Annotated in this window: 24 protein-coding genes; 19 read left to right on the top strand and 5 right to left on the bottom strand. The window is 54.5% G+C overall.

All coding sequences use genetic code 11. From position 1 onward, the window contains the following. The first annotated feature begins 24 nt into the window (after positions 1–24). The 6 genes from sufB (at position 25) to VRZ32_RS08930 (ending at position 5875) form a co-directional block, all read left to right on the top strand. Complete coding sequence (sufB, locus tag VRZ32_RS08955) at positions 25–1497, top strand: Fe-S cluster assembly protein SufB (protein ID WP_414525396.1); 1473 nt, start codon at positions 25–27, stop codon at positions 1495–1497. A 91-nt stretch (positions 1498–1588) separates the two neighbouring features. Further along, entirely contained in the window at positions 1589–2338 is a 750-nt protein-coding gene (gene sufC / locus VRZ32_RS08950; protein WP_414525395.1) for a Fe-S cluster assembly ATPase SufC, read from the top strand. Between the two features lie 7 nt (positions 2339–2345). Further along, entirely contained in the window at positions 2346–3671 is a 1326-nt protein-coding gene (sufD, locus tag VRZ32_RS08945) for a Fe-S cluster assembly protein SufD (RefSeq protein WP_414525394.1), read from the top strand. Positions 3672–3734: 63 nt separating this feature from the next. Continuing rightward, a complete protein-coding gene (locus VRZ32_RS08940; RefSeq protein ID WP_414525393.1) occupies positions 3735–4976 on the top strand; it encodes a cysteine desulfurase in 1242 nt (413 codons plus the stop codon). Between the two features lie 30 nt (positions 4977–5006). Continuing rightward, a complete protein-coding gene (locus tag VRZ32_RS08935; protein WP_414525392.1) occupies positions 5007–5360 on the top strand; it encodes an SUF system Fe-S cluster assembly protein in 354 nt (117 codons plus the stop codon). Between the two features lie 89 nt (positions 5361–5449). Beyond that, a complete protein-coding gene (locus tag VRZ32_RS08930) occupies positions 5450–5875 on the top strand; it encodes a HesB/IscA family protein (RefSeq protein ID WP_414525391.1) in 426 nt (141 codons plus the stop codon). Positions 5876–5982: 107 nt separating this feature from the next. Here the strand turns inward: VRZ32_RS08930 and VRZ32_RS08925 are convergent, their stop codons facing one another. The 5 genes from VRZ32_RS08925 to VRZ32_RS08905 all read right to left on the bottom strand — a co-directional run bounded on the left by VRZ32_RS08925 (position 5983) and on the right by VRZ32_RS08905 (position 10306). Continuing rightward, positions 5983–6846: a DUF1223 domain-containing protein gene (locus tag VRZ32_RS08925; RefSeq protein WP_414525390.1), complete on the bottom strand. Its 864-nt coding sequence runs from the start codon at positions 6844–6846 to the stop codon at positions 5983–5985. A 175-nt stretch (positions 6847–7021) separates the two neighbouring features. Continuing rightward, positions 7022–7960: a lipid A biosynthesis lauroyl acyltransferase gene (locus VRZ32_RS08920; protein WP_414526179.1), complete on the bottom strand. Its 939-nt coding sequence runs from the start codon at positions 7958–7960 to the stop codon at positions 7022–7024. Positions 7961–8094: 134 nt separating this feature from the next. Continuing rightward, positions 8095–8760 (bottom strand): methionine ABC transporter permease, encoded by a 666-nt coding sequence (locus VRZ32_RS08915; RefSeq protein ID WP_414526178.1) that lies wholly within the window; start codon positions 8758–8760, stop codon positions 8095–8097. Beyond that, complete coding sequence (locus tag VRZ32_RS08910) at positions 8750–9871, bottom strand: methionine ABC transporter ATP-binding protein (RefSeq protein WP_414525389.1); 1122 nt, start codon at positions 9869–9871, stop codon at positions 8750–8752. The genes VRZ32_RS08915 and VRZ32_RS08910 overlap by 11 nt, the downstream gene beginning before the upstream one ends. Before the next feature lie 204 nt (positions 9872–10075). Next, the gene (locus tag VRZ32_RS08905; protein ID WP_414525388.1) at positions 10076–10306 is read right to left on the bottom strand and encodes a hypothetical protein; all 231 of its coding nucleotides are present in this window, start codon (positions 10304–10306) and stop codon (positions 10076–10078) included. Positions 10307–10967: 661 nt separating this feature from the next. Here VRZ32_RS08905 and VRZ32_RS08900 point away from each other — a divergent pair. From VRZ32_RS08900 to recA, 13 genes are all read left to right on the top strand, one after another. Next, positions 10968–12029 carry a sulfate ABC transporter substrate-binding protein gene (locus VRZ32_RS08900; RefSeq protein WP_414525387.1) on the top strand — a complete coding sequence of 354 codons (1062 nt, stop codon included), beginning with the start codon at positions 10968–10970 and terminating at the stop codon, positions 12027–12029. Positions 12030–12165: 136 nt separating this feature from the next. Then, complete coding sequence (gene cysT / locus VRZ32_RS08895; RefSeq protein WP_414525386.1) at positions 12166–13032, top strand: sulfate ABC transporter permease subunit CysT; 867 nt, start codon at positions 12166–12168, stop codon at positions 13030–13032. Next, positions 13025–13891, top strand: coding sequence for a sulfate ABC transporter permease subunit CysW (gene cysW, locus VRZ32_RS08890; protein WP_414525385.1), 867 nt, complete (start codon positions 13025–13027; stop codon positions 13889–13891). Before cysT ends, cysW begins: the two co-directional genes overlap by 8 nt. Continuing rightward, on the top strand, positions 13881–14972 hold the full coding sequence (locus tag VRZ32_RS08885) for a sulfate/molybdate ABC transporter ATP-binding protein (RefSeq protein ID WP_414525384.1): 1092 nt from the start codon (positions 13881–13883) through the stop codon (positions 14970–14972). Before cysW ends, VRZ32_RS08885 begins: the two co-directional genes overlap by 11 nt. Positions 14973–15111: 139 nt before the next feature. Beyond that, positions 15112–15471: a 2Fe-2S iron-sulfur cluster-binding protein gene (locus tag VRZ32_RS08880; protein WP_414525383.1), complete on the top strand. Its 360-nt coding sequence runs from the start codon at positions 15112–15114 to the stop codon at positions 15469–15471. Positions 15472–15750: 279 nt separating this feature from the next. Next, entirely contained in the window at positions 15751–17184 is a 1434-nt protein-coding gene (cysG, locus tag VRZ32_RS08875) for a siroheme synthase CysG (RefSeq protein ID WP_414525382.1), read from the top strand. A gap of 4 nt (positions 17185–17188) precedes the next feature. Then, complete coding sequence (locus VRZ32_RS08870) at positions 17189–17524, top strand: DUF2849 domain-containing protein (protein ID WP_414525381.1); 336 nt, start codon at positions 17189–17191, stop codon at positions 17522–17524. An 18-nt stretch (positions 17525–17542) separates the two neighbouring features. Continuing rightward, a complete protein-coding gene (locus tag VRZ32_RS08865; protein WP_414525380.1) occupies positions 17543–19216 on the top strand; it encodes a nitrite/sulfite reductase in 1674 nt (557 codons plus the stop codon). Next, complete coding sequence (locus tag VRZ32_RS08860) at positions 19191–19913, top strand: phosphoadenylyl-sulfate reductase (protein ID WP_414525379.1); 723 nt, start codon at positions 19191–19193, stop codon at positions 19911–19913. The genes VRZ32_RS08865 and VRZ32_RS08860 overlap by 26 nt, the downstream gene beginning before the upstream one ends. Continuing rightward, the gene (locus tag VRZ32_RS08855) at positions 19913–20434 is read left to right on the top strand and encodes a DUF934 domain-containing protein (protein ID WP_414525378.1); all 522 of its coding nucleotides are present in this window, start codon (positions 19913–19915) and stop codon (positions 20432–20434) included. Before VRZ32_RS08860 ends, VRZ32_RS08855 begins: the two co-directional genes overlap by 1 nt. 253 nt (positions 20435–20687) lie before the next feature. Beyond that, positions 20688–21539 (top strand): sulfate adenylyltransferase subunit CysD, encoded by an 852-nt coding sequence (cysD, locus tag VRZ32_RS08850; RefSeq protein ID WP_414526177.1) that lies wholly within the window; start codon positions 20688–20690, stop codon positions 21537–21539. Next, the gene (gene cysN, locus VRZ32_RS08845) at positions 21539–23455 is read left to right on the top strand and encodes a sulfate adenylyltransferase subunit CysN (RefSeq protein ID WP_414525377.1); all 1917 of its coding nucleotides are present in this window, start codon (positions 21539–21541) and stop codon (positions 23453–23455) included. The genes cysD and cysN overlap by 1 nt, the downstream gene beginning before the upstream one ends. A gap of 273 nt (positions 23456–23728) precedes the next feature. After that, positions 23729–24814 carry a recombinase RecA gene (gene recA, locus VRZ32_RS08840; RefSeq protein WP_414525376.1) on the top strand — a complete coding sequence of 362 codons (1086 nt, stop codon included), beginning with the start codon at positions 23729–23731 and terminating at the stop codon, positions 24812–24814. The last annotated feature ends 17 nt before the right edge of the window (positions 24815–24831 follow it).

Raw genomic sequence — 24831 nt, 5'->3', positions numbered from 1 at the left:
TGAAACTGCGACAGGAGTTGTGTGATGTCTGCGGTGCAGGAGACCATCGATAGCGTTCGCGCGCTCGATGTTGATCAGTATAAGTACGGGTTCGAAACTGTGCTTGAGGTCGATAAGGCCCCGAAGGGCCTGAATGAGGATATCGTTCGCCTGATCTCGGCTAAAAAAGGCGAGCCTGAGTGGATGACGGAATGGCGCCTTGATGCCTATCGGCGCTGGGTCATCCTGCGTGAGCCAGACTGGGCGCGCGTGAATTATCCAAAGATCGATTATCAAGAGTTGTACTATTATGCAGCTCCGAAGTTGAATGCTGCGCCTAAATCGCTCGATGAGGTCGATCCCGAAATTCTCAAAACATATGAGAAGCTTGGCATTCCCTTGCGTGAGCAGGAGATACTGGCGGGCGTTGAGCCTTCACGCCGGGTGGCTGTGGATGCGGTGTTTGACTCCGTGTCAGTCGTCACAACCTTCAAGGAAGAGTTGCGCAAGGCGGGTGTGATTTTCTGCCCGATCTCCGAGGCTATCCGCGAATATCCAGAGCTGGTAAAGAAGTACCTCGGTACCGTGGTACCTGTGACGGATAACTACTTTGCCACGTTGAATTCTGCCGTGTTTACGGACGGATCATTCGTTTACGTGCCGGAAGGTGTGCGCTGCCCCATGGAGCTGTCCACCTACTTCCGCATCAACGAGCGCAATACGGGACAGTTTGAACGCACGCTTATCATCGCAGATAAGGGCTCTTACGTCAGCTATCTTGAGGGCTGCACCGCGCCTGCGCGTGATGAAAATCAGCTGCATGCAGCCGTTGTTGAGCTTATCGCGCTGGATGATGCCGAAATTAAATACTCCACCGTGCAGAATTGGTATCCGGGCGATTCAGAGGGCAAGGGTGGCGTGTACAACTTCGTCACCAAGCGTGGCGATTGCCGGGGCAAGAACTCAAAGATTTCCTGGACGCAGGTCGAAACCGGATCGGCGATCACGTGGAAATATCCGTCATGCATTTTGCGGGGCGATAATTCGCAGGGCGAGTTCTATTCCATCGCGATATCGAACGGTTATCAGCAGGTCGATTCCGGCACTAAGATGATCCATCTGGGGCGCAATACCTCCAGCCGTATCATTTCGAAGGGTATTGCGGCCGGGCGGTCTGAGAATACCTATCGTGGTTTGGTGTCTGCGCATCGGCGGGCGACGGGTGCACGCAATTTCACCAATTGTGACTCGCTGCTGATAGGCGATAAATGTGGGGCGCATACGGTGCCTTACATTGAATCGAAGAACGCCAGCGCTATCTTCGAGCATGAAGCCACAACATCGAAAATCTCGGATGATCAGCTGTTTTACTGCCTCCAGCGCGGGCTTGATGCTGAAGAGGCGACGGCTTTGATCGTGAATGGCTTTGTCAAGGAAGTGCTGCAGCAATTGCCTATGGAATTTGCTGTCGAGGCGCAAAAGCTGATTTCGATCAGCCTTGAAGGTTCAGTGGGATAATCGTCGACACCGAAGGGGGGTTGGTTGCTGCCTGATGATTGAGGCACCCAGCCTTGCCGGCGTCACTATGAAGGATTTAAGGGAAACAAAAATGATCGAAATCAAAAACCTGGTGGTGGAAATAGAAGGCAATCGCATCCTGAACGGTCTTGACCTGACCGTGAAGGATGGTGAAGTGGCCGCCATCATGGGCCCGAATGGATCAGGCAAGTCAACGCTGAGCTATGTTATTGCCGGTAAAGATGATTATGAGGTTCTTGAAGGCGAAGTGCTGCTCAACGGTGAGAACATTCTTGAGATGGATCCGCATGAGCGTGCGGCCAAGGGTGTGTTTCTGGCGTTCCAGTATCCTTTGGAAATCCCTGGCGTTGCTACCATGTCGTTCCTCAAGGCGGTTCTTAACGCACAGCGCAAATCGCGCGGCGAGATTGAGCTGACGACGCCTGATTTCATGCGTCGCGTGAAGGTGGCGGCTGAGCATCTGCAGATCAATCCTGAAATGCTCAAGCGCGCGCTGAACGTTGGCTTCTCTGGTGGTGAGAAGAAGCGGATGGAAATTCTGCAGATGGCGCTGCTTGAGCCAACATTCTGCATTCTGGATGAAACAGATTCCGGTCTTGATATCGATGCGCTGCGCGTTGTGTCGGAAGGTGTGAATGCGCTTCGGGATCCTAAGCGTTCATTCCTGGTCATCACCCATTATCAGCGCCTGCTGAACCACATTGTGCCCGACACCGTGCACGTGATGTCAAAGGGGCGCATCGTGCGTTCTGGCGGCAAGGAGCTGGCGCTTGAGTTGGAAGCTAGCGGCTATGCTGAATATGCAACCGAGGCGGCGTGAGATTGACATGACCGATATCGCGCCCACTCGTCCAAAAATTGAACGCACGACAGCCGAAAATCAGATCGTCGCGCACTTTCAAGCCTTGCATGGCGATCTTCCAAGTGGGGACGGCATTGAGCTGAATCGCGCTGGTGCCATCGCCTCGTTCGAGCGTGATGGCTTGCCGACCCGGCGGGTGGAGGAGTGGAAATACACTGATCTGCGCGCCCTGATGCATGAAGCCGCTCCTCTGGCATTGCGTCCGTCTGCTGAGGAGATGGCGAAAGGCCTTGAGAAGGCAGAGGTTTTTACGGACCTATCGGCCTCGCGAATTGATTTCGTCAATGGCTATCTGGCAGGTGCGGATAGCGCGCTAGAGGGCGTGGCGGTTATCCCGTTTGCGCAAGCGTTGGCCGAGAATCATCCGGCGCTCAGCAATCTGAACAGGGTTGAAGTGGCGCGAGGCAATGCGTTGCTTGGGCTGAACACTGCGTTTCTGACTGATGGCGTCATTGTGCATGTGGCTGAAGAGCAGGCTATTGCGACGCCTCTGCATTTGCGATTCGTCAACCAGGGTGAAGCGCCATTTGCGACCGCGCCGCGTGTTTTGGTGGTGGTGGATAAGGGGGCTTCCCTCACCATCGTGGAAACGCACGAGAGCGCGATTGCCGTGCAGCCTAACAGCGTGGTCGAGTTTGTTATCGGTGATAACGCGCGTGTCGAGCACGTACGGGTGAATGCTGAGGCATCTGACGCGCTGGCGATGTCCACGCTCACAGCCGTGATTGGTGCCAAGGCAGACTTCCACTCTATCAATGTATTGGCAGGGGCGAAGGTCTCGCGTCATCAGTTGTTTGTGGCCTATGAAGGCGAAAATGCGCATGTCACTCTTGGCGGCATAACGGTGATATCTGGCAATGAGCACGCGGATACAACGCTTGTTGTCGATCATGCTGTGCCTGGTGGTGAGAGTCGGGAGCTGTTCAAAACCGTTATCGCAGGCGATGCGACGGGTGTGTTCCAGGGCAAAATCATTGTACGTCCTGATGCGCAGAAAACTGATGGTCGTATGATGTCGGCTGCGTTATTAGTGTCGCCGGGTGCGACAATGAATAACAAGCCTGAGCTCGAAATTTGGGCAGACGATGTGCAATGCGCACACGGTGCAACCTGTGGCGAGCTGGACCATGAACTGCTGTTTTATCTGATGGCGCGCGGGCTTCCGCGAGCTGAAGCTGAAGCATTACTGCTGCAGGCATTTATCGGCGAAGCGCTTGAACTCATTACAGATGAGACCATGCGTGAGGCGGTTAGCGCCGTTGCGGTAAAAAGGGTAGCAAATCTTCCATAAGTGTGGGTTTATGGACAACGTGTGCACTGCACAAACGAGCGGTAGTGCTGAAACGAGGGATCTATGAACAGCGCGGTAACGACTGGCAGTTATGACGTAGAGGCGGTACGCCGAGATTTTCCGATTTTGTCGCGGGAAGTCTATGGCAAGCCGCTGGTCTATCTGGATAGCGCTGCTTCCGCACAGAAGCCCCGTGCTGTTATCGATGCGATTAGCCGCACCTATGAGCATGAATATGCCAATGTTCATAGAGGGTTGCATTATCTCGCCAATGCGGTGACAGAAGCTTTCGAAGATGCGCGTGAGACCGTGCGTCACTTTCTGAATGCGGAAAGCACGGATGAGATCGTGTTTACGCGCTCAGCGACGGAATCAATCAATCTCGTAGCTGACGCTTTTGGACGTGCGCATATCGAAGAGGGCGATGAGATTGTCCTATCGATTCTTGAGCATCATTCCAATATCGTGCCATGGCACTTCCTGCGCGAGCGCAAGGGGGCTGTGCTGAAGTGGGCGCCTGTGGATGACGACGGCAATTTTTTGCTGGATGAGTTTGAGGCGCTGCTGACATCCCGCACGAAAATCGTCGCCATCACACAGATGTCGAACGTGCTTGGCACCATTTTGCCGATCAAGGATATCGTCCGTATCGCACATGCGCGCGGCATTCCGGTGTTGGTCGATGGCAGCCAGGGTGCAGTGCATCTGCCCGTTGATGTGCGCGATCTCGATGCGGATTTTTACGTTTTCACCGGTCATAAGGTCTATGGACCAACGGGCATTGGCGTACTTTATGGCAAGGCACGCTGGCTGGAATCGCTGCCGCCTTTTAATGGTGGCGGCGAAATGATCGAGAGCGTCACTCTCGATACCGTAACCTACAACACGCCTCCGCATCGTTTCGAGGCTGGTACGCCGCCGATTGTTGAGGCAATCGGGCTGGCGGCTGCACTTCGCTATGTTGATCAATTGGGGCGTAGTGCGGTGCTGAACCATGAAATTCAGCTGCGAAACTATGCGCATCAGCAAGTTGGAGCGCTGAATTCCATCCGGATTATAGGGCGTGCGCGTGACAAGGGGGCTATTTTATCGTTCGAGATGCGCGGAGCGCATCCGCATGATGTGGCCACTATTATTGATCGCGCTGGCGTTGCGGTACGTGCTGGTACACATTGTGCGCAGCCGCTACTGAAGCGCTTTGGCACAACAGCCACATGCCGCGCCTCGTTTGCGCTGTACAATACGCGTGAAGAGGTGGACATTCTGGTTGAGGCCTTGAAAAAAGCAGAGCAGCTTTTTGCCTGATATTCATCGCGTGATCTTTGGGAGTTCTTTGTGAGCGACGAAAATAACAAAAACGTTTCTGCCCTGCCTGAAGGTGAGGTTGAGCGGCTGACTGAAGACATCATCGTTGCGCTGAAGACCGTGTTCGATCCCGAAATTCCGGTCGATATTTACGAGCTTGGCCTGATCTATCGCGTTGATATTGGTGATGATCGCAACATCGATATCGACATGACACTCACCGCTCCCGGTTGCCCTGTAGCTGGCGAAATGCCTGGCTGGGTGGAAAATGCGGTTGGCTCTATTCCAGGTGTGCAGAGTGTGACCGTTAACATGGTATTTGACCCGCCATGGGATCAGAGCCGCATGTCGGATGAAGCACGGGTTGCGCTTGATATGTGGTGAGCCTCTCGACGATGAGCACAATCGTGCTTATCTTGAGAAGCAACATGCTTTTTGCGGGGCCTTGAACCCTAGCTGAAGGACTTATCGCAATGACATCGCAAGATGCGCCAGTAACAGAAACACCCGCACCCAGGAAGCGCCCGCGCTTTCAGGTTTTGAGCTTAACCGAGGCTGCAGCTGAGCGGCTTCGCGAAATTATGGAAAATTCCGATACGCCCGTTGAAGCAGTGCGCCTTGGTGTCAAAAAAGGTGGCTGTGCGGGCATGGAATACACCATGGAATATGCGCAAAGCATCGTCCCGGGTGAGGATGTGGTTGAAGATAAGGGCGTGAAGCTGGTTATTGATCCTAAAGCCGTACTTTTTCTGCTTGGCACGGAGATGGATTTCAAAGTCGGCAAAATGTCGTCCGGTTTTGTTTTCAATAATCCCAATCAGACATCCGCTTGTGGTTGTGGCGAGTCCGTAGAAATTCAGCCTGCCTCTCCTGAAGCACTAGCGCAGGCGGGTGTTTAAAGCGCTAAACGTTCTGAGCATCAGAACAGCGCTCCAATTTCTATGTTTCAGCGCAACTGGCATTCATTTGAATAATCAAATTGAACGCAAGCTGCTTTAGGCTGGCTTTAATTAATCGGTAGAGACTGCGCTCTTGCCGATACGAAAGTAGCGGCACCCAGCATGCGACCGGGAGTTGCGGTGCTTCCGCTTTGCACGAGAATAGCAAACCCATCCGTGTTATCCGGCATTGCCTCGATATTCTGTAGGCTCAGCGTAACAGGTGTATTGGGTGCAGCAGTTGTTGGCATTGTACCGAGCGGCACGAGATCGCGTACGACATTCATGTACGAAAGTATGCTGCCTTTATTTTCTCCGCTCCCAATCGCCACCGTTTGTGCCCGATAGAATGGGGCCAGTATGATTGAAGCATTTTCCGGGGAGCTTGCCATTGATGGTGTGATGTTGACGCGAAAGCCTTCACCCTCAGGAATAATATCGATTGCTAGTGGCAATGCGGGAGTAGAGGCGATGGCAGCAGCCGGGGTGATAGGCGCAAGGGCTTTTCTCATGGCAACGACATCTGAGCCCAATAGATGCGCATCACCATTGATGACCGCTTGCGGTGTGTAGATGCGGCGCTCACCGCGCATTTTGGCGTAAGTGCGCTGGCGCTTGGTGAACTTTTCATTGGCCAAAGTATCGCGCCAGCCCAGATAATCCCAGCACGTCACAGGCATTGTGAGCACAACAATGCCGCTATCAAAGGCATAGTCGCACATAAGAGCATCGGCTGGCGGGCAAGCAGCACAGCCTTGGCTGGTAAATAATTCCACGACCGCACGAGCAGCATGCTTTGGCTGGCTTTGCTGTGCCACAGCGGGTGAAGCGATAACCAGCAGGCTGCCTATAACGCTGCCACCGATAGTCTTGCCAAATTTTCTGAAGACACTGGCAGCGTTCAAGCTGCGGGGAAGGAGCTGTCGGAGCATGACTTTCCTAAGCATCTGCCGGTTCATAGATTGCAATAGCCGTTAATGATTGATCCGATTTTCAAATTGTACGTAAGCTTTCCCCTCAAGCATAAGGGGGCCGCCTGCGATTCATCCAGCTTTCAGATCGCTCAGCCACTAATGAACAGCAACAGGCACCGGAAAGAAAATCACTTTAGGGTGACGGCGACTTAACGTTTGCCGGTACGCGCCAACGCCGGTGCATCCATAGCCATTGTTCAGGATGCTCACGCACCCAGCCTTCTACCACTGCAGTCATCGCCGCCATGGCGGCAGCAGGGTCGATTTGCCCATCCGCATCCCGTGGAAGATCGAGGGGTGGGGTTAATTCAAGACGAAAACGATGACCGGGAAGCCGGATAACGCGCACACCATGTACCGGACAGTCAAAACGCTTCGCGAATTTGCCAAGGATTGGATTGGTCAGGGCAGGGCGGTTGAAAAAGGGCACTGTTACGCCGCGGGTAAAGTGCTGGTCAATCAGCATGCCGAGATGGCCACCGTTTTCCAGCACATTTGACATCACGAAAGCGGCCCCCTGACGTGCGGCTTGCAGATTACCCATGGTCCGCGATCGCACTTCATGTACAGCACGGGCAACGGCGGGGTCATTTGGGGCGCGAAAAATTGCTGTTGTATCAAGACCATACTTGCTGGCGCAGATCGCTGGAAGCTCCCAGTTGCCCAAATGCGCTGAGAAAATGATTCCAGGACGATTGTCGTCGCGCAAAGCTATGAAGTGTTCGATACCCGCGACTTCGGTGCGTGAATCTGGCTTGGGGTCGTCATAATCATAATCGAACAGCGTATCGAGATGGGCGTACTCAGCGCCCGTGCGGCCAAGATTTTCCCAGGCGCCGAGCGCGATTTTCTTAACGCGCGCCTCATCAGCCTCAGGATAAGCCGCGCGGATATTAGCGAGTGCAATGCGATGAACTGGCAGCCATGGCCCGATGGTGCGCGCTACTGCCCCCCCCCAGTCACTGGCACGGTTTGGACCAAGCAAGCGCAGAAAGCCGAAAAAGCCGCGTATGGCGCCTACCATGATGCATTCGACAATGGATGACCCAAGTTTCTTAATGGTCGCAACCACCGTTTTGATACGCAACGCCACAGCTCACACCTAAAATAATAGTCGCCGGATGTGCGACTAAATGAAAACACCCCCTTCTAGAGGAAGGAGGTGCAATATAAAACCATTCTTATGAGGTATAAGCGCGAAAAAGCTTAGCTGTGTCTTATCCGCTTGTTTACACGCCGCGCCAGAATATCGCCGACGCTCTGTACCGCCTGCACCAGCACAATCAGTACGACGACGACAATCAGCATTACTTCCGGCATGAAGCGCTGATAACCATAGCGAATGCCCAGATCGCCAAGGCCGCCGCCGCCAACCACGCCGACAATGGCAGAGTAACCAATCAGACTGACCACAGCGAGCGTCAACCCAAGAATAATGCCCGGAAGCGCCTCCGGCACCAGCACCTTGCGCACGATTTGCATGGGAGTGGCACCCATTGCCCGTGCAGCTTCGACTAGCCCTTGATCAACCTCCCGCACCGCACTTTCCACGAGGCGTGCGATGAAGGGGAAGGCTGCCATCGTTAAAGGTACTATGGCAGCCGTTGAGCCAATTGATGTACCAGCAATCAATCGCGTAAACGGAATGATCGATACGGCGAGAATAATGAAGGGGGTTGAGCGCAGAGCATTGGCGATTGCGCCGATCACGGTGTTTGCCCATGGACTTGCAAAAAGCTCACCACGCTGGCTTGTCGCGAGATAAATGCCCAATGGAATGCCTATCAGCCCGCCAAAGAATGACGAGAGCATTACCATGTAGAGTGTATCCCAGGTGGCATTGCCGATCAGGCGCAGCACATCAAACGAGATCGCGGGAAGCCACATAGCCTAAAACCTCCGTATCGAGATCACGTGTTGTCAGGAATTCAATCACTTTAGCCACAATATCCGGCGTGCCAGGGATGCCGACGATCATCACCCCAAAGGGTCGCTCGCCAATGGCATCGATGGTGCCGCCCAGTATGTTGACATCAATACCAAGCTCACGCGAGATTTGCGATAGGATGGGGTGCGTCGCAAACGGCCCACGGAAAATGATGCGCACCACCGTTTCAAAGCCGGGAGCCGGTTCATGATGGAGGTGGCTTGCGACGAAGGGCGGCAGCGCGCGCCCCGTCTCTGCTGCAAGGAATGCACGTGTTGTCGGGTGCTGGGGACGGGTGAAGACGTCGAAAACATTGCCTTGCTCGACAATGCGCCCGCCATCAAGCACCGCCATATCCTGCGCGATTGCCCGGATCACCGACATCTCATGCGTGATCAGCAGGATGGTGACGCCTAGCTCACGATTGATTGTGGAGAGTAGCGATAAAATGGATTGCGTAGTTTCGGGGTCTAATGCGGAGGTGGCTTCATCGGAGAGAAGCACCTTTGGGTTGGTCGCAAGCGCGCGCGCAATGCCCACCCGCTGTTTTTGTCCGCCGGAGAGCTCAGCCGGGTAACGATCGCGTTTATCCTCAAGCCCCACAAGTGCGATGAGACGCTCAACCTGTTCACGAATGCTGTGCTTTGGTGCGCCGGAAATTTCGAGCGGTAGCGCGATGTTATCAAAAACCGTACGCGAAGAGAGCAAATTAAAATGTTGGAAAACCATGCCGATGTTGCGGCGCACGTCGCGTAATTTGCGCTCTGATAATCGCGCGACATCAACGCCATCCACAATCAATTGACCGCTAGATGGTGTTTCAAGCCCGTTCACAAGTCGGATCAAGGTTGATTTGCCAGCGCCACTGCGCCCGATGACGCCAAGCACGGAACCCGCTTGTACTTCAAGATCAATACCTGAGAGGGCCTCAATCGCTTTACCATCGCGGCGTGCAGGAAAGCGCTTGGTGATGCCGATCAGGCGCACCATAGCGGAAGGCGTGGCCGATGAAGCTACGGCGTTGTGCGGGCTATTGGGGGAATCGACGATGCTCATGCTTCGTCATGTCCCATGCACAGGCTGCTGGCAAGAGGTCATCATGTAAGAGGTGCATATAAGCTGTGTTGCTGATGCCATCTTTCGGCATCGCTTAACGCCGGGCAACGATTGTCGCCCGGCTATGTATTCATGAATTATGATGGTTTGCTCAAATGCTAGGCATTCAGCACGAAAACGATGCGGCATAGGCAACGCTATGCATCAAGCCGTCATGTAATCGTCTTCATCATGAGCATCTTTCATAATGCCCGTACCGCGACGCTTTGCGAGCAGCTTGCGGGCAGCACGTTCAGCGGTTTGTGGATCTGGGAAGATGTGGCCATTCAAGTCGTTAAATGCGTTTTCCGACGCATGGAAACGAAAGCCATGGGTATCCCGCGCAATGATGCCTGCGGGCTTGCCAGAAACTTCTATCAGGTAGTTGTCAAACATGTCAGCTCCCACCGGTTGTTGCCGGTCTCTTCATGCAAATTCAGGGCCAAATGGAACGCAACTATCGCGAACAGACGAAACACGCTGTTGACGCAAAACATACGTTCATGACGGCCGCATGACGGGAGGTGTTTTGAAGGTGATGTGCCATTGATTTTGCAGCGTTTTTATCCCTAATGATCATTTTTTTAGCAGTGTTCTTGATTATCCAAGAAAGTGCCATGGTGCCTCTCCTGCTGTTGGAGCACAGATTTTCCGCCTTATCGACGGTTATTCCAGAAACCCGTGCACGCAATGAGCCCACGAACTCACTCGTGCCGCTTTAGCGTTTGGTATCGCGGCGCAAGCTGTGCTTTCAAATCACCGCGGCCCGTGACTTGCAGGAATTGGCTGCAAATCAGCGAGCACCTTCTGTATGGCTTACTTTTGCCGCAATGTCAACAATATATATATTACATAGAATTTATATATTTTTATAGCGTATAATCTGATTATGTATGCACGCCAATATCTTGAGTAATTCTAATCTAGGGACGTCAGTTGCAAGGCGAGCATTAAATTACTTCCAGAAAATGTTAATTAATAAATTCTACAAAAAGACTATTGAATTTATCGAATATGTCGACAATAATGGCTCATCATTTGGATGGAGATGGCCGTTATGTTTTCCAGACACGCATTTATATCGCGACGAGGGTATCTCAGAGGGCTCTTTGCATGCGCTGCTGCAACTACAATAGCATTAGCAGGTGTCATGACGACAATGCCTGCGCAGGCTCAGACAACGCTGCTCAATGTCTCATACGATCCTACCCGTGAGCTTTATCGGCAAATCAATAAGTTATTTCAGGCTGAATGGAAGAAGCAAACGGGTGAGGACATCATTGTGCGCGTTTCGCATGGTGGTTCAGGTGGGCAAGCCAATAAGGTTATTGAAGGCCTTGAAGCTGATGTGGTGACACTTGGCATTCCTTCAGACATCGATCTGATTGCGCGCGAGACCAGCCTGATCCCTAAGGATTGGCGTGAAAAGCTGCCTAATAATGCACTGCCTTATACATCGACCGTTGTGTTTGTTGTGCGCAAGGATAATCCGAAGAACATCAACGACTGGAATGATCTTGCTCGTCCAGATGTGAAGGTGATCACGCCAAATCCCAAGACATCAGCCGGTGGGCGTTGGAATTTTCTCGCAGCATGGGGATACGTGCTTGATCAGGGCGGAGATGATGCCAAGGCGCGGGAATTCGTGACGCAGATTTATAAAAACGTTCCCGTGCTCGATCCGGGCGCACGTGGCTCAACCATCAGCTTTGCGCGGCACGATTTGGGTGATGTGTTGCCTGCCTGGGAGAATGAAGCGCAGCTTATTCTTTCAGAGTTTGGTCGAGATAAATTTGATGTGGTTGTGCCCAAGCTCTCAATCAATGCTGAGCCACCCGTGGCGCTGGTGGTTGGCAATGTCGACAAAAAGGGCACACGCAAAGCGGCTGAGGCTTATCTGAACTTCCTTTATACGCCTGAAGCTCAGACCGTGATTGCCCAACATTCCTACCGTCCCTCACGGCCTGAGACAGTAGCGAAAGGAAGCGCGCCTGAATTCAAGGAGCTGAAGTTATTCCGCGCCGAAGACAAGTTTGGTGATTGGGCAACCATTCAGAAGCGGTTCTTTGGCGAAAACGCGGTCTTCGATGAGATCAGCAAGAATATCGCGCAGAAATAAACTTGAGCAGACATAAGTTAGAGCGCTGGACGTTCTGTAATGCCGCCGTGATCTTCCGGGAACTGTGATGCAACTTAAGCATTGTTTCTGTGCGCGGCGGATACCACTTCTCACTTAGTCGAAAGTGCGTTGCAACATGACAGCAACCGCGACAGCAGGGCGGGCGTTTCTTCCCCGCTTCCGACAGCAAAGCGTGATACCGGGCTTCGGTATCGCGTTTGGCTTTACGCTTGTTTATCTGAGTATCATCGTACTCATTCCATTGGGTGGTTTGATACTACGCGCTTCTGGCATCGGCTTTGCAGGGTTCTGGGCGGTGGCGACGGATACCCGTGTCATGGCCGCATTGAAGCTTAGCTTTGGCGTGTCATTTCTGGCGGCAGTCGTTTCGGCGGCTTTTGGTTTTCTGATCGCCTGGGTTTTGACACGTTATCAGTTTCCGGGGCGGCGATTGGTTGATGCAATGGTCGATTTGCCCTTTGCCCTGCCCACTGCCGTTGCGGGCATAGCACTTTCAGCGCTTTATGCGCAGAATGGCTTTATCGGCAGTTTGTTTGCATCTTACGGCATCAAGATCGCTTATACACCAATCGGTATCTTCATTGCGATGGTGTTCGTGAGCATCCCGTTTACGGTACGCACGGTGCAGCCGTTGATTGCGGAAATCGACCGTGAACTGGAAGAGGCATCCGCGACGCTGGGTGCGCATCGCGGCCAAACGATCTGGCGGGTGCTGGTGCCGCCACTCATCCCAGCCATCCTGACGGGCTTGGCCTTGGCTTTTGCGCGCGCGGTTGGTGAATATGGATCGGTGATCTTTATCGCCGGAAATCTGCCCTACGTATCCGAAATTGCGCCGCTGCTGATTGTGATCAAGCTCGAAGAGTTTGACTACACAGGTGCGACGGCCATCGCGACGATCATGCTGGTGATCTCATTCTCGGTATTGCTCCTGATCAATCTCATACAGGCTTGGAGCCGCAAGAGGTTTGGCTATGTCTGAGATCAAACATCAAGCGCCAGCCCGTGCCGTTACGACTGAAAGCCGTGTGGCGCAGCGCATCGCAATTGGAGTGGCGTTGCTATTCCTGGCGCTCTTTCTGCTGCTGCCGCTTGTTACGGTGTTTATTGAGGCGTTCAAGCGTGGCTTCGACATTTATCTGGCCGCCTTCGCTGAACCTGATGCGCAAGCAGCAATACGCCTCACCCTTCTTGTTGCAGCCATTGCGGTGCCACTCAACCTTGTTTTTGGTGTTGCGGCATCATGGGCAATTGCGAAATTCAAGTTCCCCGGCAAGAGCTTTCTAATCACGCTGATCGATTTGCCGTTTTCGGTTTCGCCTGTGGTGTCCGGGCTTATCTTCGTGCTGTTGTTTGGCGCCCAGGGGTATCTGGGGCCGTTTCTGCGCGAACATAACATCAGCATCATCTTTGCCTTGCCGGGCATCGTTATCGCCACAATGTTCGTGACGTTTCCCTTTGTCGCACGCGAACTCATTCCCCTGATGCAGGAACAAGGAAATACCGATGAAGAAGCTGCTCTGTCGTTAGGGGCCTCGGGTTTCACCGTTTTTCGTACGGTAACATTGCCAAATATCCGCTGGGGCCTGTTGTACGGCGTGCTGCTGTGCAATGCGCGGGCTATGGGCGAGTTTGGTGCTGTCGCTGTTGTTTCCGGCCATATTCGCGGCGTGACAAACACCATGCCGCTTCACATCGAGATCCTGTACAATGAATACAACATCTCAGCCGCATTTGCGGTCGCTTCGCTCCTTGCCCTCCTCGCCCTCGTCACGCTCGCTGCCAAGTCCATCCTTGAATGGCGCTTTGCAGAATCCTTTGCAGGGCGCGGTGGGCACTAAAGCGCCCGGCATCGCGACAGGTGCCGTTGGTATCCGTGTGAGTGGCATCGAAAAGTATTTCGAGGGCACGACTGCCGCCAATGGGGCAAGGGCGCTGCGGGGTGTTGATCTGGCCATCCAGCCAGGTGAACTCGTGGCACTGTTGGGGCCATCGGGATCTGGCAAAACCACGCTGTTACGGATCATCGCAGGCCTTGAGTTTGCGACAGCGGGCAATGTGTTTTTCGGTGCGGAAGACGCAACGCATCTGACGGTACAGCAGCGCCGTGTTGGTTTCGTGTTCCAGCACTACGCGTTATTCAAACATCTGAGTGTCGCGGACAATATTGCCTATGGGCTGAATGTGCGCCCGCGTGCTGAACGGCCATCCTCTGCCATAATCAAACAGCGGGTCGCGGATCTTATCGATTTGGTGCAGCTCTCAGACCTTGGCGGCCGGTACCCGGCACAGCTTTCGGGTGGCCAGCGCCAACGGGTTGCATTGGCGCGGGCGCTGGCTGTGGAACCCCGCGTGTTGCTTCTCGATGAACCTTTTGGTGCGCTCGATGCCAAGGTGCGCAAGGATTTGCGTCGTTGGCTGCGCGACATTCACGATCGCACCGGCCACACGACAGTTTTCGTAACGCACGATCAGGACGAAGCGCTTGAACTGGCCGACCGCGTGGCCATCCTCAACAATGGCAGGATAGAGCAGGTCGGCACGCCGGATGATATCTACGAAAATCCGGCATCGCCTTTTGTGCTGTCGTTCCTTGGCGATACGGTTTCGTTACCGGTTGATGTCAGGGAGCGCGGCGTCTGGTTGGCGGGCGATCGGTTGGATGTCGATGCATCGGGTGCTGAGGATGGGCGCGCTGATCTCTTCCTGCGGCCAAACGAGGTTTTCTTGACGGGTCCAGAGGTCGGAATTCCGGGAATTATCGTATCGCTGCGACGCACGGTGAGCGGCCGGCGGGCGGAGGTGCGTGTGGCTTTATCGGATACCTTGATCGAGGTGGATGTGCCCTCAGAATTCTCGCCAGCGGTAAATGATCGCGTTGGATTGGTGCTGAAAAAGGCACGTCTTTTTTCCGCTCCATGACGATATATGCATCTGGTGCAAGGTAGGGCTTCTTTCGAGGCGCAGAAAACTGCACCTTGATTGCTAAAAAGATGCTATCTAGCGCGGCAAATCAGCGTAATCCGGCGCGCGGTGGCGGCGTACGGTTGTGGAGAGTGGAATGAGTTCTGGAAACGCGGCGGCTGCGCCACAGGAAGATTTGATGATCCGTGTCATCGATCGGGAAGGTGTCGAGCACACGCTTGCGGCCATAGAAGGTTGGCGGGTGATGGAAGTCATCCGCGATTGGGGCCTGGATATCAAAGCGGAATGCGGCGGTGCATGCGCATGCGCGACTTGCCATGTCTATGTTGATGAGGAGTGGGTGGAGGCAATACAGCCTGCAACCGACGAGGAAATCGACAAGCTTGATGAAGCTCCGATGGTGGAGCGCAACTCGCGGCTTTCCTGCCAGATACTGGTTTCGCCGGAAATCAATGGTTTGCGGGTAAAGCTCGCGCCGGGCTCTGAGAGCGACTGAGCATAGTGATTAATTTAAAGGGCTGCTTGAAAACCTCAAGCGGCCTTTTTTACACTAAAATTATATACTTTTTGGGTTATTAATTAATACAAAATTATTATGTATTTTTAAATCAAAACTCATGTGCTAATGTGATTTGTCGGAATTTGCGACTTTTACTGTGCAATTTGCGCAGTCAATGCGCATCGATATCATGTCATTGCATTCACGGCCTGATGTGGCTTTGGGCGAAATTTCATCAGAGATGTGAAAGCGTTATCACAGGGTGGCGATCAAGCTGTGGCTCGTTTGCGATTTTTCCCGGTTTCATATGATGTCGCCGGTCGTGCGCTGATCCTCGCGGGAGGCGGGGAAGAGGCGCTTGCCAAGCTTCGGCTGTTACTGCGCACTGAGGGCAGACCAGCTGTGTATGCAGCGCAAGTCTCCCCTGCGCTTGCTGCACTTATCGATGAGCATGAGCTGGCGTGGTATGATCGCGAACCTTTGCTTGAAGATATCAAAGGTGCGGCACTGTTTTTCGTGGCGACGGGCGATGAGGAGCGCGACATCGCGCTGGCCAGGCTTGGCCTCGAGAGCGGTGTGCCGGTCAATGTCGTGGACCGTATTGAGCTGTGCGATTTTGCAATCCCTGCCATTGTTGATCGGGCGCCAATTTCGATTGCCATTGCCACAGATGGTTTTGCGCCGGTGCTGGCGCAGCGTGTGAGGGCAGCGATTGAGGCTTTGCTGGCGCCAGAATTTGGGCGTCTTGGCGAATTGGCGCGTGTGGTGCGTGATAATGTAAGTGCTGCTCTCCCCACCAATGCGAGCCGTCGCCGGTTTTGGTCATCGTTGTTTGATGGGCGAGGCGCAGAGCTGGCGTTGGCGGGCGATATAGAGGGTGCGCGCCAACACGTGCTGGCGGATCTCTCGCAGTTTGATATCGATAAGAATGACGGCGTTGTCTGGCTGATCGGCGCGGGGCCGGGTGCCGAGGATCTCCTGACATTGCGCGCACAACGCCTGCTGCAGCAAGCGGATGTGATTGTGCATGATCAGCTGGTGCCTGAAGCCGTGGTGTCGATGGGGCGTCGGGATGCGTTGCGCATTTCTGTTGGCAAGGCCAAGGGCAAGCATTCTGCAACTCAAAGTGAAATCAATGATCTGCTGGTAAAACTGGCTCAGGAAGGCCGCCATGTTGCGCGTTTGAAAGCAGGCGATCCGCTGGTTTTTGGGCGCGGCGGGGAAGAGATTGCGGCGTTACGAAATGCAGGTGTACGCTACACAATCGTGCCCGGCGTGACAGCTGCGCTGGCGGCGGCGGCGGATTATGCCGTGCCGCTGACATTGCGGGGTGTTTCGTCCTCCGTAGTATTTGCTACTGGCCACGGGGCCGATGGGGCGGAGCCGAATGGGTGGCCGGAAGTGGCACGCGCAGGCGGCACAATCGGCGTGTACATGGGGCGCACTGTTGCGGCGCAAACTTATGAACGACTTGTCGCCCATGGTGTTTCACCATCAACGCCTGTTGCCGCAATCGAGAATGCAGGCCGCAAGGATAGCCGCGCGTTGATTGGTGCGCTCGCTGATCTTCCGGCGCTGGCTCAACGTGATGATGTGACAGGTCCGGTGTTGATCCTGGTGGGTGAGGCCGTGGCCGCAGGTGATTTCGATGCGGCTGCCCCCATCGTCCCGCAGCAGATAACCAGTCCTACGCTTGTGGCGGCGGAGTAATTTCATGAAGCGCGATGCTAAAGCCTCCATTCCGCAGGTATTGACTGCCAATGCGCTGCATTCCGGGCTGGTTGTATTCCGGTCTGCGAGTGGCGATTGGTCCACGCATATCAATGATGCGCAGGTCGTCGATGATGCCGAGGCCGCTGAAACACTCAACGCAGCGGGCGTTGCGGATGAAGCGCGCAATCTCGTTGTGGGGCCATACCTTGTGAATGTCCGGGTTGAGGGCGCGGTCATCACGCCGCTCGTCCTGCGCGAGGCCATTCGCGCGGCTGGTGGGCCAACGGCAAGCACCTCCATCATTCTGGCGCGTGCTGCGTCCGTTTCAACCGCCTGAAGCATACGGGATTTTGCGATGTATCGTTATGATGAATTCGACCATCGTTTTGTGACTGGCCGCGTCGACGAGTTCCGCGATCAGGTGCGTCGTCGTTTGAGTGGTGAGCTGACCGAAGAAGAGTTCCGCCCGCTGCGTCTGATGAATGGTGTATATCTTCAATTGCATGCCTATATGCTGCGGGTGGCCATTCCATACGGCACGCTGAGCAGCGCCAAGCTGCGCGGCCTTGCTCATGTGGCGCGCCGGTATGACAAGGGCTATGGCCACTTCACCACGCGTCAGAACATCCAGTTCAACTGGATCAGGCTGGAGGATGTGCCGGACATTCTCGCCGACCTTGCCGAGGTTGAGCTGCACGCCATCCAGACTTCGGGCAATTGCATCCGCAATGTCTCAGCCGATCATTTCTCTGCCGCCGCGCGCGATGAAATAGCGGATCCGCGTGTCTATGCGGAAATTCTGCGGCAATGGTCATCGCTGCATCCTGAGTTCACCTATCTGCCGCGCAAGTTCAAGATTGCAGTGAACGGTGCCACGCATGATCGAGCTGCCATTCAGGTGCATGATATCGGCCTGCAGATTGTGAGCAATGAAGCGGGCGAACGCGGATTTACTGTTTATGTCGGTGGTGGATTGGGGCGCACGCCAATGATTGGCAAAAAAGTGCGCGATTTTCTGCCGGAAGGCGAGTTGCTCAGCTATTGCGAGGCCATTCTGCGCGTCTACAACCAGTTCGGGCGACGCGATAATAAATACAAGGCACGCGCGAAAATCATGCTGCACGAGGCGGGTCTTGATGTCGTGCGGCGACAGATTGAAGAGGAATACGAGGATATCAAGCGCCGGGGCGATCTCACACTTCCAGGCGATGAAATCGAGGCCATCAGCGCTTACTTCGCCGTGCCCAATTTTGAGACATTGCCGGAGCGCTCAGAGGTGCTGGAACGCGCCCGACTTATCGATGCGCAGCTTGCCGATTTTGTGGCGCACAATGTCGAGCCGCATAAAGCGGCGGGCTATGGCATCGTCACCATTTCGCTGAAGGCGACAGGCGCTGTGCCGGGTGATGCCACCGCCGAGCAGATGGACGCTATTGCCGACATTGCCGAGCGCTATTCTTTTGATGAACTACGTGTCAGCCACGAGCAAAACCTCGTATTGCCGCATGTGAAGCTAGATGATTTGCCGGCCGTTTTTGCGGCCCTGCAAAAAGCGGGCGTGGGCACGGGCAATGCCGGGCTGATCACGGATATCATGTGTTGTCCTGGCCTCGACTATTGCTCGCTGGCGAATGCACGCTCTATCCCTTTGGCGCAGCGTATCAGCGAGCGGTTTGAGGATATCGCACGGCAGCATGAAATCGGTGATTTGAAGATCAAGATCTCAGGCTGCATCAATGCTTGTGGTCATCATCATGTCGCGCACATTGGCATTCTGGGTGTCGATCGGAAGGGCGAAGAGTTTTATCAGATCACACTGGGTGGATCGGGTGATGATAGTTGCTCAATCGGCGGGATCGTTGGGCGCGGGTTTTCGACCGATGATGTCGTTGATGCCATCGAGACAATCGTGAACACCTATGTCGCACAACGCGAAAGTGCAGATGAGCCATTTCTGGCGTTCTTCCGCCGTGTTGGTGAGGCACCGTTCAAGGAGGCCCTTTATGGCGCAGATCCCGTTGCCGCATGAGTCTTCTGCGCTGAATGACGCTTATGGTCATCTGTCGGCAGAGACCGTGTTGCAGTTGGCGATAACGGAACTGTTTGCGCAGGAAATTGCGCTGGTTTCGAGCTTCGGGGCTGAATCGGCCGTGCTATTGCATATGGCATCCCGCCTCGATCCGGCCATTCCGGTTGTATTTATCGATACAGGACGGTTGTTTCCCGAAACCTTGCAATATCGCAATAAGCTGATTGACCGCCTTGGGCTGAAAGACGTGCGCAGCGTCGGCCCCGATACGGATACTATGGAGGCGGCCGATCCCTATGGCGCGTTATTCAGCATGGATCCTGATCGTTGCTGCCATCTGCGCAAGGTTGAGCCCCTGGCTAAGGCGTTGCTGCCGTTTTCAGCATGGATTACCGGTCGCAAGCGTTTTCAGGCGGCGACGCGTGAGGTGCTTCCGGTGTTTGAGGCAGACAGTACCCACATCAAGATTTCGCCGCTCGCCAAGTGGGGGGCAGGAGAGCTTGTAGCGTATTTGCGTGCGCATGATTTGCCGCGACATCCGCTGGTTGCCCAAGGATATCCCTCCATCGGCTGCGCACCCTGCACCTCGCCTGTTGCAGAGGGCGAAGATGCGCGGGCAGGGCGGTGGCGTGGGCAAGCAAAGACAGAATGTGGCATCCACCTCACGCCCACGCATGTTACCAAAAGGAGTGCCTGATGGCTCTGTTCAAAAAGGGCGCGCTGGTCGAGGACGAATGGCAACTCGCCGCAGAAGATGCACCATTGCCAAGGCAGGGGCATATCATTGTCGGCAAGGCGCGTTATCTGGCCGAGAAGGATGACCTGGCCACACGAGAGGCGCCCATAGGCCTGTTGCTGCAATCGGGCGAGGTGCTCGACGGGCTGGAGCAGGACGTGCACCGCTTTGCATTGATCGTGCTTGATATTCCCAAATATGTCGATGGTCGTGCGTACTCAACGGCCCGCATTCTGCGCGACCGGCTTGGGTATCGCGGCGAGCTTCGGGCGCAGGGTAATGTGTTGCGGGATCAGGTTAGCTTCCTGCATCGCTGTGGTTTTGATGCGCTGGATGTTACCCATGCGGGAACGATTGAGGCGCTGCTCTCAGGCGCTATCGTGTTTGTGCACGAGCATTATCAGCCTGCCTCGCTAGAGGGCCAAGAGGAAGCACCCAGCGGTTTCCGCCGCAGGCTGCGCGTCACCCAGGGCGACGCATAGAGCGTTTCTCGATAAATCTGATGCAGCTGAGACGCGCTATATCTTTGTTTGTGCATCAAATTTATCCAGAAAACAGTGTCCATTTTTGGGTTTGATGCATAGTGCCTCGCTATCTTTAGTTTGTATAAGCTTTCAGGTGTCTCGCATGCTCTCAACAGAACAAGTCACGGGAGAGGTTTCTTCTCCAAATGCGATTGTCGGGAGACGTCTATCCCCGCATCTCGCGTGGCTGGAGGCGCAGTCCATTCATATCATGCGTGAGGTGGCGGCTGAGTTTCGCAAGCCTGTGATGCTGTATTCCATCGGCAAGGATTCGGCGGTAATGCTGCATTTGGCGCGCAAGGCCTTCTTTCCATCCAGGCCGCCCTTCCCGCTGTTGCACGTCGATACCACCTGGAAGTTCCGCGAGATGATCACGTTTCGTGATGCAATTGCCGAGCGTTACAGATGGTCACTGCTTGTGCATGTGAATGAAGAGGGCGTGCGGCGCGGTATTAGCCCGTTTGTATCAGGCTCTGCCGTGCATACGCAGGTGATGAAAACTGAAGCTCTAAAGCAGGCGCTCGATGCAGGCGGCTACGATGCAGCCTTCGGAGGTGCGCGTCGTGATGAGGAAAAAAGCCGGGCGAAGGAGCGCGTGTTTTCTCACCGCACCGCAACTCACGCTTGGGACCCGCGCAATCAGCGCCCGGAACTCTGGCATCTGTATAACACGCAGATCGCCAAGGGAGAATCCATGCGCGTCTTTCCGTTGTCAAACTGGACTGAGAAGGACATCTGGCAATACATTGCGGCAGAAAACATTCCCGTGGTGCCACTCTATTTCGCGGCAGAGCGGCCGGTGGTTGAGCGCGATGGGGCGCTTATCATGGTTGATGATGAGCGCTTTCCGCTCAGATTCGGTGAGAAGCCGCAACTGCGCAAAGTTCGCTTTCGTACGCTGGGTTGCTATCCATTGACGGGGGCTATTCCCTCTGATGCTGAAACGCTGGAAGATATCATCGCAGAACTCGAAACCTCTTCGGTTTCCGAGCGGCAAGGGCGGGTGATTGATAATGATGGCGGCGCGTCGATGGAGCGCAAAAAACGCGAGGGGTATTTCTGATGACCACCGCACTCTTCGCGGCAAACTCCTCCGCAGCAAATATTGCCACGCGCGGGCTATTGCGTTTTCTCACGTGTGGCTCTGTCGATGATGGGAAATCCACGTTGATCGGGCGCTTACTCTACGAGACCAGCGCTGTTCTCGATGATCAGCTCGTCGCCCTGACGGATGACTCCAGACGCGTTGGCACAACCGGCGATGATATCGACTTCGCCTTATTGGTCGATGGCCTTGAGGCTGAGCGCGAACAGGGCATCACGATTGATGTTGCCTATCGCTATTTCGCGACGTCGCGCCGTTCGTTCATCGTTGCGGACACGCCTGGTCATGAACAATACACGCGTAATATGGCAACTGGTGCCTCGAATGCCGATTTGGCTATTTTGCTGATCGATGCACGTAAGGGCCTGCTGACACAAACACGACGACACAGCATCATTGCATCGCTGCTAGGCATCCGCCACGTGGTGCTGGCGGTGAATAAGATCGACCTTGTCGGATTCGATCAGGCAACGTTTGATGCTATTGTTGCCGATTATCATGCCTTCGCAAAGGAGCTGGGTTTCAGCACGATTGAAGCCATCCCGCTGTCTGCGCGCTTCGGCGACAATATCGTAACACCGAGTGCATCCACGCCCTGGTACTCCGGCCCAACGCTGCTGGGCCACCTTGAGACCATTGATGTGAGTGAGAGTGGCGATGAAGGTCCATTCCGCTTTCCGGTCCAATGGGTCAATCGGCCAAATCTTGATTTTCGCGGTTTTTCGGGCACGGTCGCAGATGGGCGCATAAAGGTGGGCGATACGGTTGTGGCTGCAGGCTCCGGCAAGCGCAGTACAGTTGCACGCATCGTCACCTTTGATGGTGATTTACCACAGGCACAAGCGGGTGATGCGATAACGCTTGTTCTGGCCGATGAGATCGACGCACCACGCGGTGAGGTCTTTACAGATGCCCGTCATCGCCCGGTTGTCGCGACACGTTTCACCGCGCGTCTTGTCTGGATGGCGGATGAGATGTTGCTGCCGGGGCGCTCGTATAACCTGAAAATAGGCACTAGAACTGTGCCGGCAACGGTGCGCGTTATCCGCCATTATCTTGACATCGAAACGCTGGTGCAAAAACCGGTGGTCTCGCTTGGCCTTAACGCTATTGGGCTTGTGGAGATCGAAACGCTGGTGCCGATCGCATTCGATCCCTACGTTGAAAATCATCAGACAGGCGCATTCATTCTAATTGATCGCTTTACCCATGCGACAGCCGCTGCAGGGATGGCGATTGAAGCGCTTGGCGCAACGAACGTTCATCGCCATGGCTTTGATGTAGACCGCGCCGCTCGTGCCGACATCAAGCATCAGCGCCCGCTTGTGTTGTGGTTCACGGGCTTGCCGGGATCAGGCAAGTCAACCATCGCCAATCTCGTGGAAGCGAAATTGCACGCGCTGGGTCGTCATACCATGACGCTTGATGGTGACGCCTTGCGGCAGGGCCTGAACGCTGATTTGGGCTTTGATGCGTCTGCTCGCACAGAGAACATTCGGCGTGTCGGCGAAGTCGCGCGGCTTATGGCCGATGCGGGGCTGATTGTGCTGTGCGCCTTCGTTTCCCCCTTCCGTGCGGATCGGGACCGCGTGCGTGAGCGCTTTGCGTCTGATGAGTTTGTGGAGATTTTTGTGGATGCCTCGGCTGAACTCTGTGCCGAACGCGATCCCAAGGGCCTTTATGCGCAAGCGAAAGAGGGCAAAATCCTTGCCTTCACCGGCATCGGACAGCAATACGAGCCACCCCTGCGTCCTGAAATTCACCTTGATGCCGCAGGCCCTGATCCCGAAGCCTTAGCTGCAAGGGTTGTGGCGCAGGTTGAGGCCTTGATTACCCATGCCGAACAAAGTGCAGAATCATCAGCGGAGCTCTGAGTAGGTCATACGGAAAAGAGTGATTTGCAAGGCATGGGAATCACAGCTTTGCTCTTTTCTGCGTTGGGGTAAGTTAATCAAAGGACAAGTTTCCTAATGGATCACACCCTTACTATCCGCAGAAATCTTAAACTTACACAGAATGATGCAATAGCTTTTGAAAACTTTAAAAGGAACATAAAAAGAACTTGCGAGTCGGAACAAATTATGTACATTGGGGCCGATAAAGGATGCATTGAAATAATAAGCAGCCTACCATAAGGATGTTCCAAAATGTCTCAGGCCGGTTTGCGACTCGTAGAAGGTAGTTCCATGGATAAGACAAAGGCGCTCGACGCCGCTTTGAGCCAGATTGAACGTGCATTTGGCAAGGGTTCGATTATGCGGCTTGGCAAGGGGCAGGGGCAGGTCGAAATTGATACTGTGTCGACGGGTTCGCTGGGCCTCGATATTGCGCTGGGCGTAGGTGGTTTGCCGCGTGGACGTGTGATCGAGATTTTTGGCCCCGAATCATCGGGTAAGACAACGCTGACATTGCACACGATTGCTGAGGCGCAGAAGCGTGGCGGCACTTGTGCGTTTATCGACGCGGAACATGCGCTTGATCCAGTCTATGCGCGCAAGCTTGGCGTAAACCTTGATGATCTGCTGATTTCGCAGCCTGACACGGGTGAGCAAGCCCTCGAAATTTGCGACACACTTGTGCGTTCCGGCGCCATTGACGTGCTTGTCGTTGATTCGGTTGCGGCATTGACGCCGCGCGCTGAAATCGAAGGCGAAATGGGCGATGTGCAGCCAGGTCTGCAGGCTCGCCTGATGAGTCAGGCTCTACGCAAGCTCACCGGCTCGATCTCTCGTTCCAATACAATGGTGATTTTCATCAACCAGATCCGCATGAAGATCGGCGTGGTCTATGGTTCGCCTGAGGTCACGACGGGCGGGAATGCCTTGAAATTCTATGCATCCGTGCGCCTTGATATCCGTCGTTCTACTGCGATTAAGGATCGGGAAGAGGTTATTGGCAACACGACGCGCGTCAAGGTTGTTAAAAACAAGGTTGCGCCGCCTTTCAAGCAGGTTGAATTCGACATCATGTATGGCGAAGGCATATCGAAGCTTGGCGAATTGCTTGATCTTGGTGTCAAGGGCGGCATCGTGGACAAGTCGGGCGCATGGTTCTCATATGATAGCCAGCGGTTAGGGCAAGGGCGTGAGAACTCCAAGCAGTTCCTCAGGAGCAACCCCGAAATCGCCGATCGTATTGAGGCTGCAATCCGCCAGAACTCATCCATTCTTGCAGATCGCATTCTTGAGAATATTGATCCGATGGCTGAAGACACGGATGAAGGTGAAGCTTAAGCGACGCTTGATGGCAT

It is taken from the genome of Pseudochelatococcus sp. G4_1912, assembly GCF_047501465.1.
In the GTDB taxonomy this organism is placed as follows: Bacteria; Pseudomonadota; Alphaproteobacteria; order Rhizobiales; family Beijerinckiaceae; genus Pseudochelatococcus.
Note: the sequence above shows the minus strand (reverse complement) of the source record. Positions and strands in the feature narration are given on the sequence as shown.

Bases quoted from the DNA above. Each gene is read 5' to 3' on its own strand.
- sufB (WP_414525396.1), top strand. From the start codon at position 25: ATGTCTGCGGTGCAGGAGACCATCGATAGCGTTCGCGCGCTCGATGTT.
- VRZ32_RS08880 (WP_414525383.1), top strand. From the start codon at position 15,112: ATGAGTTCTGGAAACGCGGCGGCTGCGCCACAGGAAGATTTGATGATC.
- cysT (WP_414525386.1), top strand. From the start codon at position 12,166: ATGACAGCAACCGCGACAGCAGGGCGGGCGTTTCTTCCCCGCTTCCGA.
- VRZ32_RS08900 (WP_414525387.1), top strand. From the start codon at position 10,968: ATGTTTTCCAGACACGCATTTATATCGCGACGAGGGTATCTCAGAGGG.
- VRZ32_RS08925 (WP_414525390.1), bottom strand. From the start codon at position 6,846: ATGCTCCGACAGCTCCTTCCCCGCAGCTTGAACGCTGCCAGTGTCTTC.
- VRZ32_RS08860 (WP_414525379.1), top strand. From the start codon at position 19,191: ATGGCGCAGATCCCGTTGCCGCATGAGTCTTCTGCGCTGAATGACGCT.
- VRZ32_RS08940 (WP_414525393.1), top strand. From the start codon at position 3,735: ATGAACAGCGCGGTAACGACTGGCAGTTATGACGTAGAGGCGGTACGC.
- cysD (WP_414526177.1), top strand. From the start codon at position 20,688: ATGCGTGAGGTGGCGGCTGAGTTTCGCAAGCCTGTGATGCTGTATTCC.
- VRZ32_RS08905 (WP_414525388.1), bottom strand. From the start codon at position 10,306: ATGTTTGACAACTACCTGATAGAAGTTTCTGGCAAGCCCGCAGGCATC.
- sufC (WP_414525395.1), top strand. From the start codon at position 1,589: ATGATCGAAATCAAAAACCTGGTGGTGGAAATAGAAGGCAATCGCATC.
- VRZ32_RS08865 (WP_414525380.1), top strand. From the start codon at position 17,543: ATGTATCGTTATGATGAATTCGACCATCGTTTTGTGACTGGCCGCGTC.
- VRZ32_RS08855 (WP_414525378.1), top strand. From the start codon at position 19,913: ATGGCTCTGTTCAAAAAGGGCGCGCTGGTCGAGGACGAATGGCAACTC.
- VRZ32_RS08930 (WP_414525391.1), top strand. From the start codon at position 5,450: ATGACATCGCAAGATGCGCCAGTAACAGAAACACCCGCACCCAGGAAG.
- VRZ32_RS08870 (WP_414525381.1), top strand. From the start codon at position 17,189: ATGAAGCGCGATGCTAAAGCCTCCATTCCGCAGGTATTGACTGCCAAT.
- recA (WP_414525376.1), top strand. From the start codon at position 23,729: ATGTCTCAGGCCGGTTTGCGACTCGTAGAAGGTAGTTCCATGGATAAG.
- cysN (WP_414525377.1), top strand. From the start codon at position 21,539: ATGACCACCGCACTCTTCGCGGCAAACTCCTCCGCAGCAAATATTGCC.
- cysW (WP_414525385.1), top strand. From the start codon at position 13,025: ATGTCTGAGATCAAACATCAAGCGCCAGCCCGTGCCGTTACGACTGAA.
- sufD (WP_414525394.1), top strand. From the start codon at position 2,346: ATGACCGATATCGCGCCCACTCGTCCAAAAATTGAACGCACGACAGCC.
- VRZ32_RS08910 (WP_414525389.1), bottom strand. From the start codon at position 9,871: ATGAGCATCGTCGATTCCCCCAATAGCCCGCACAACGCCGTAGCTTCA.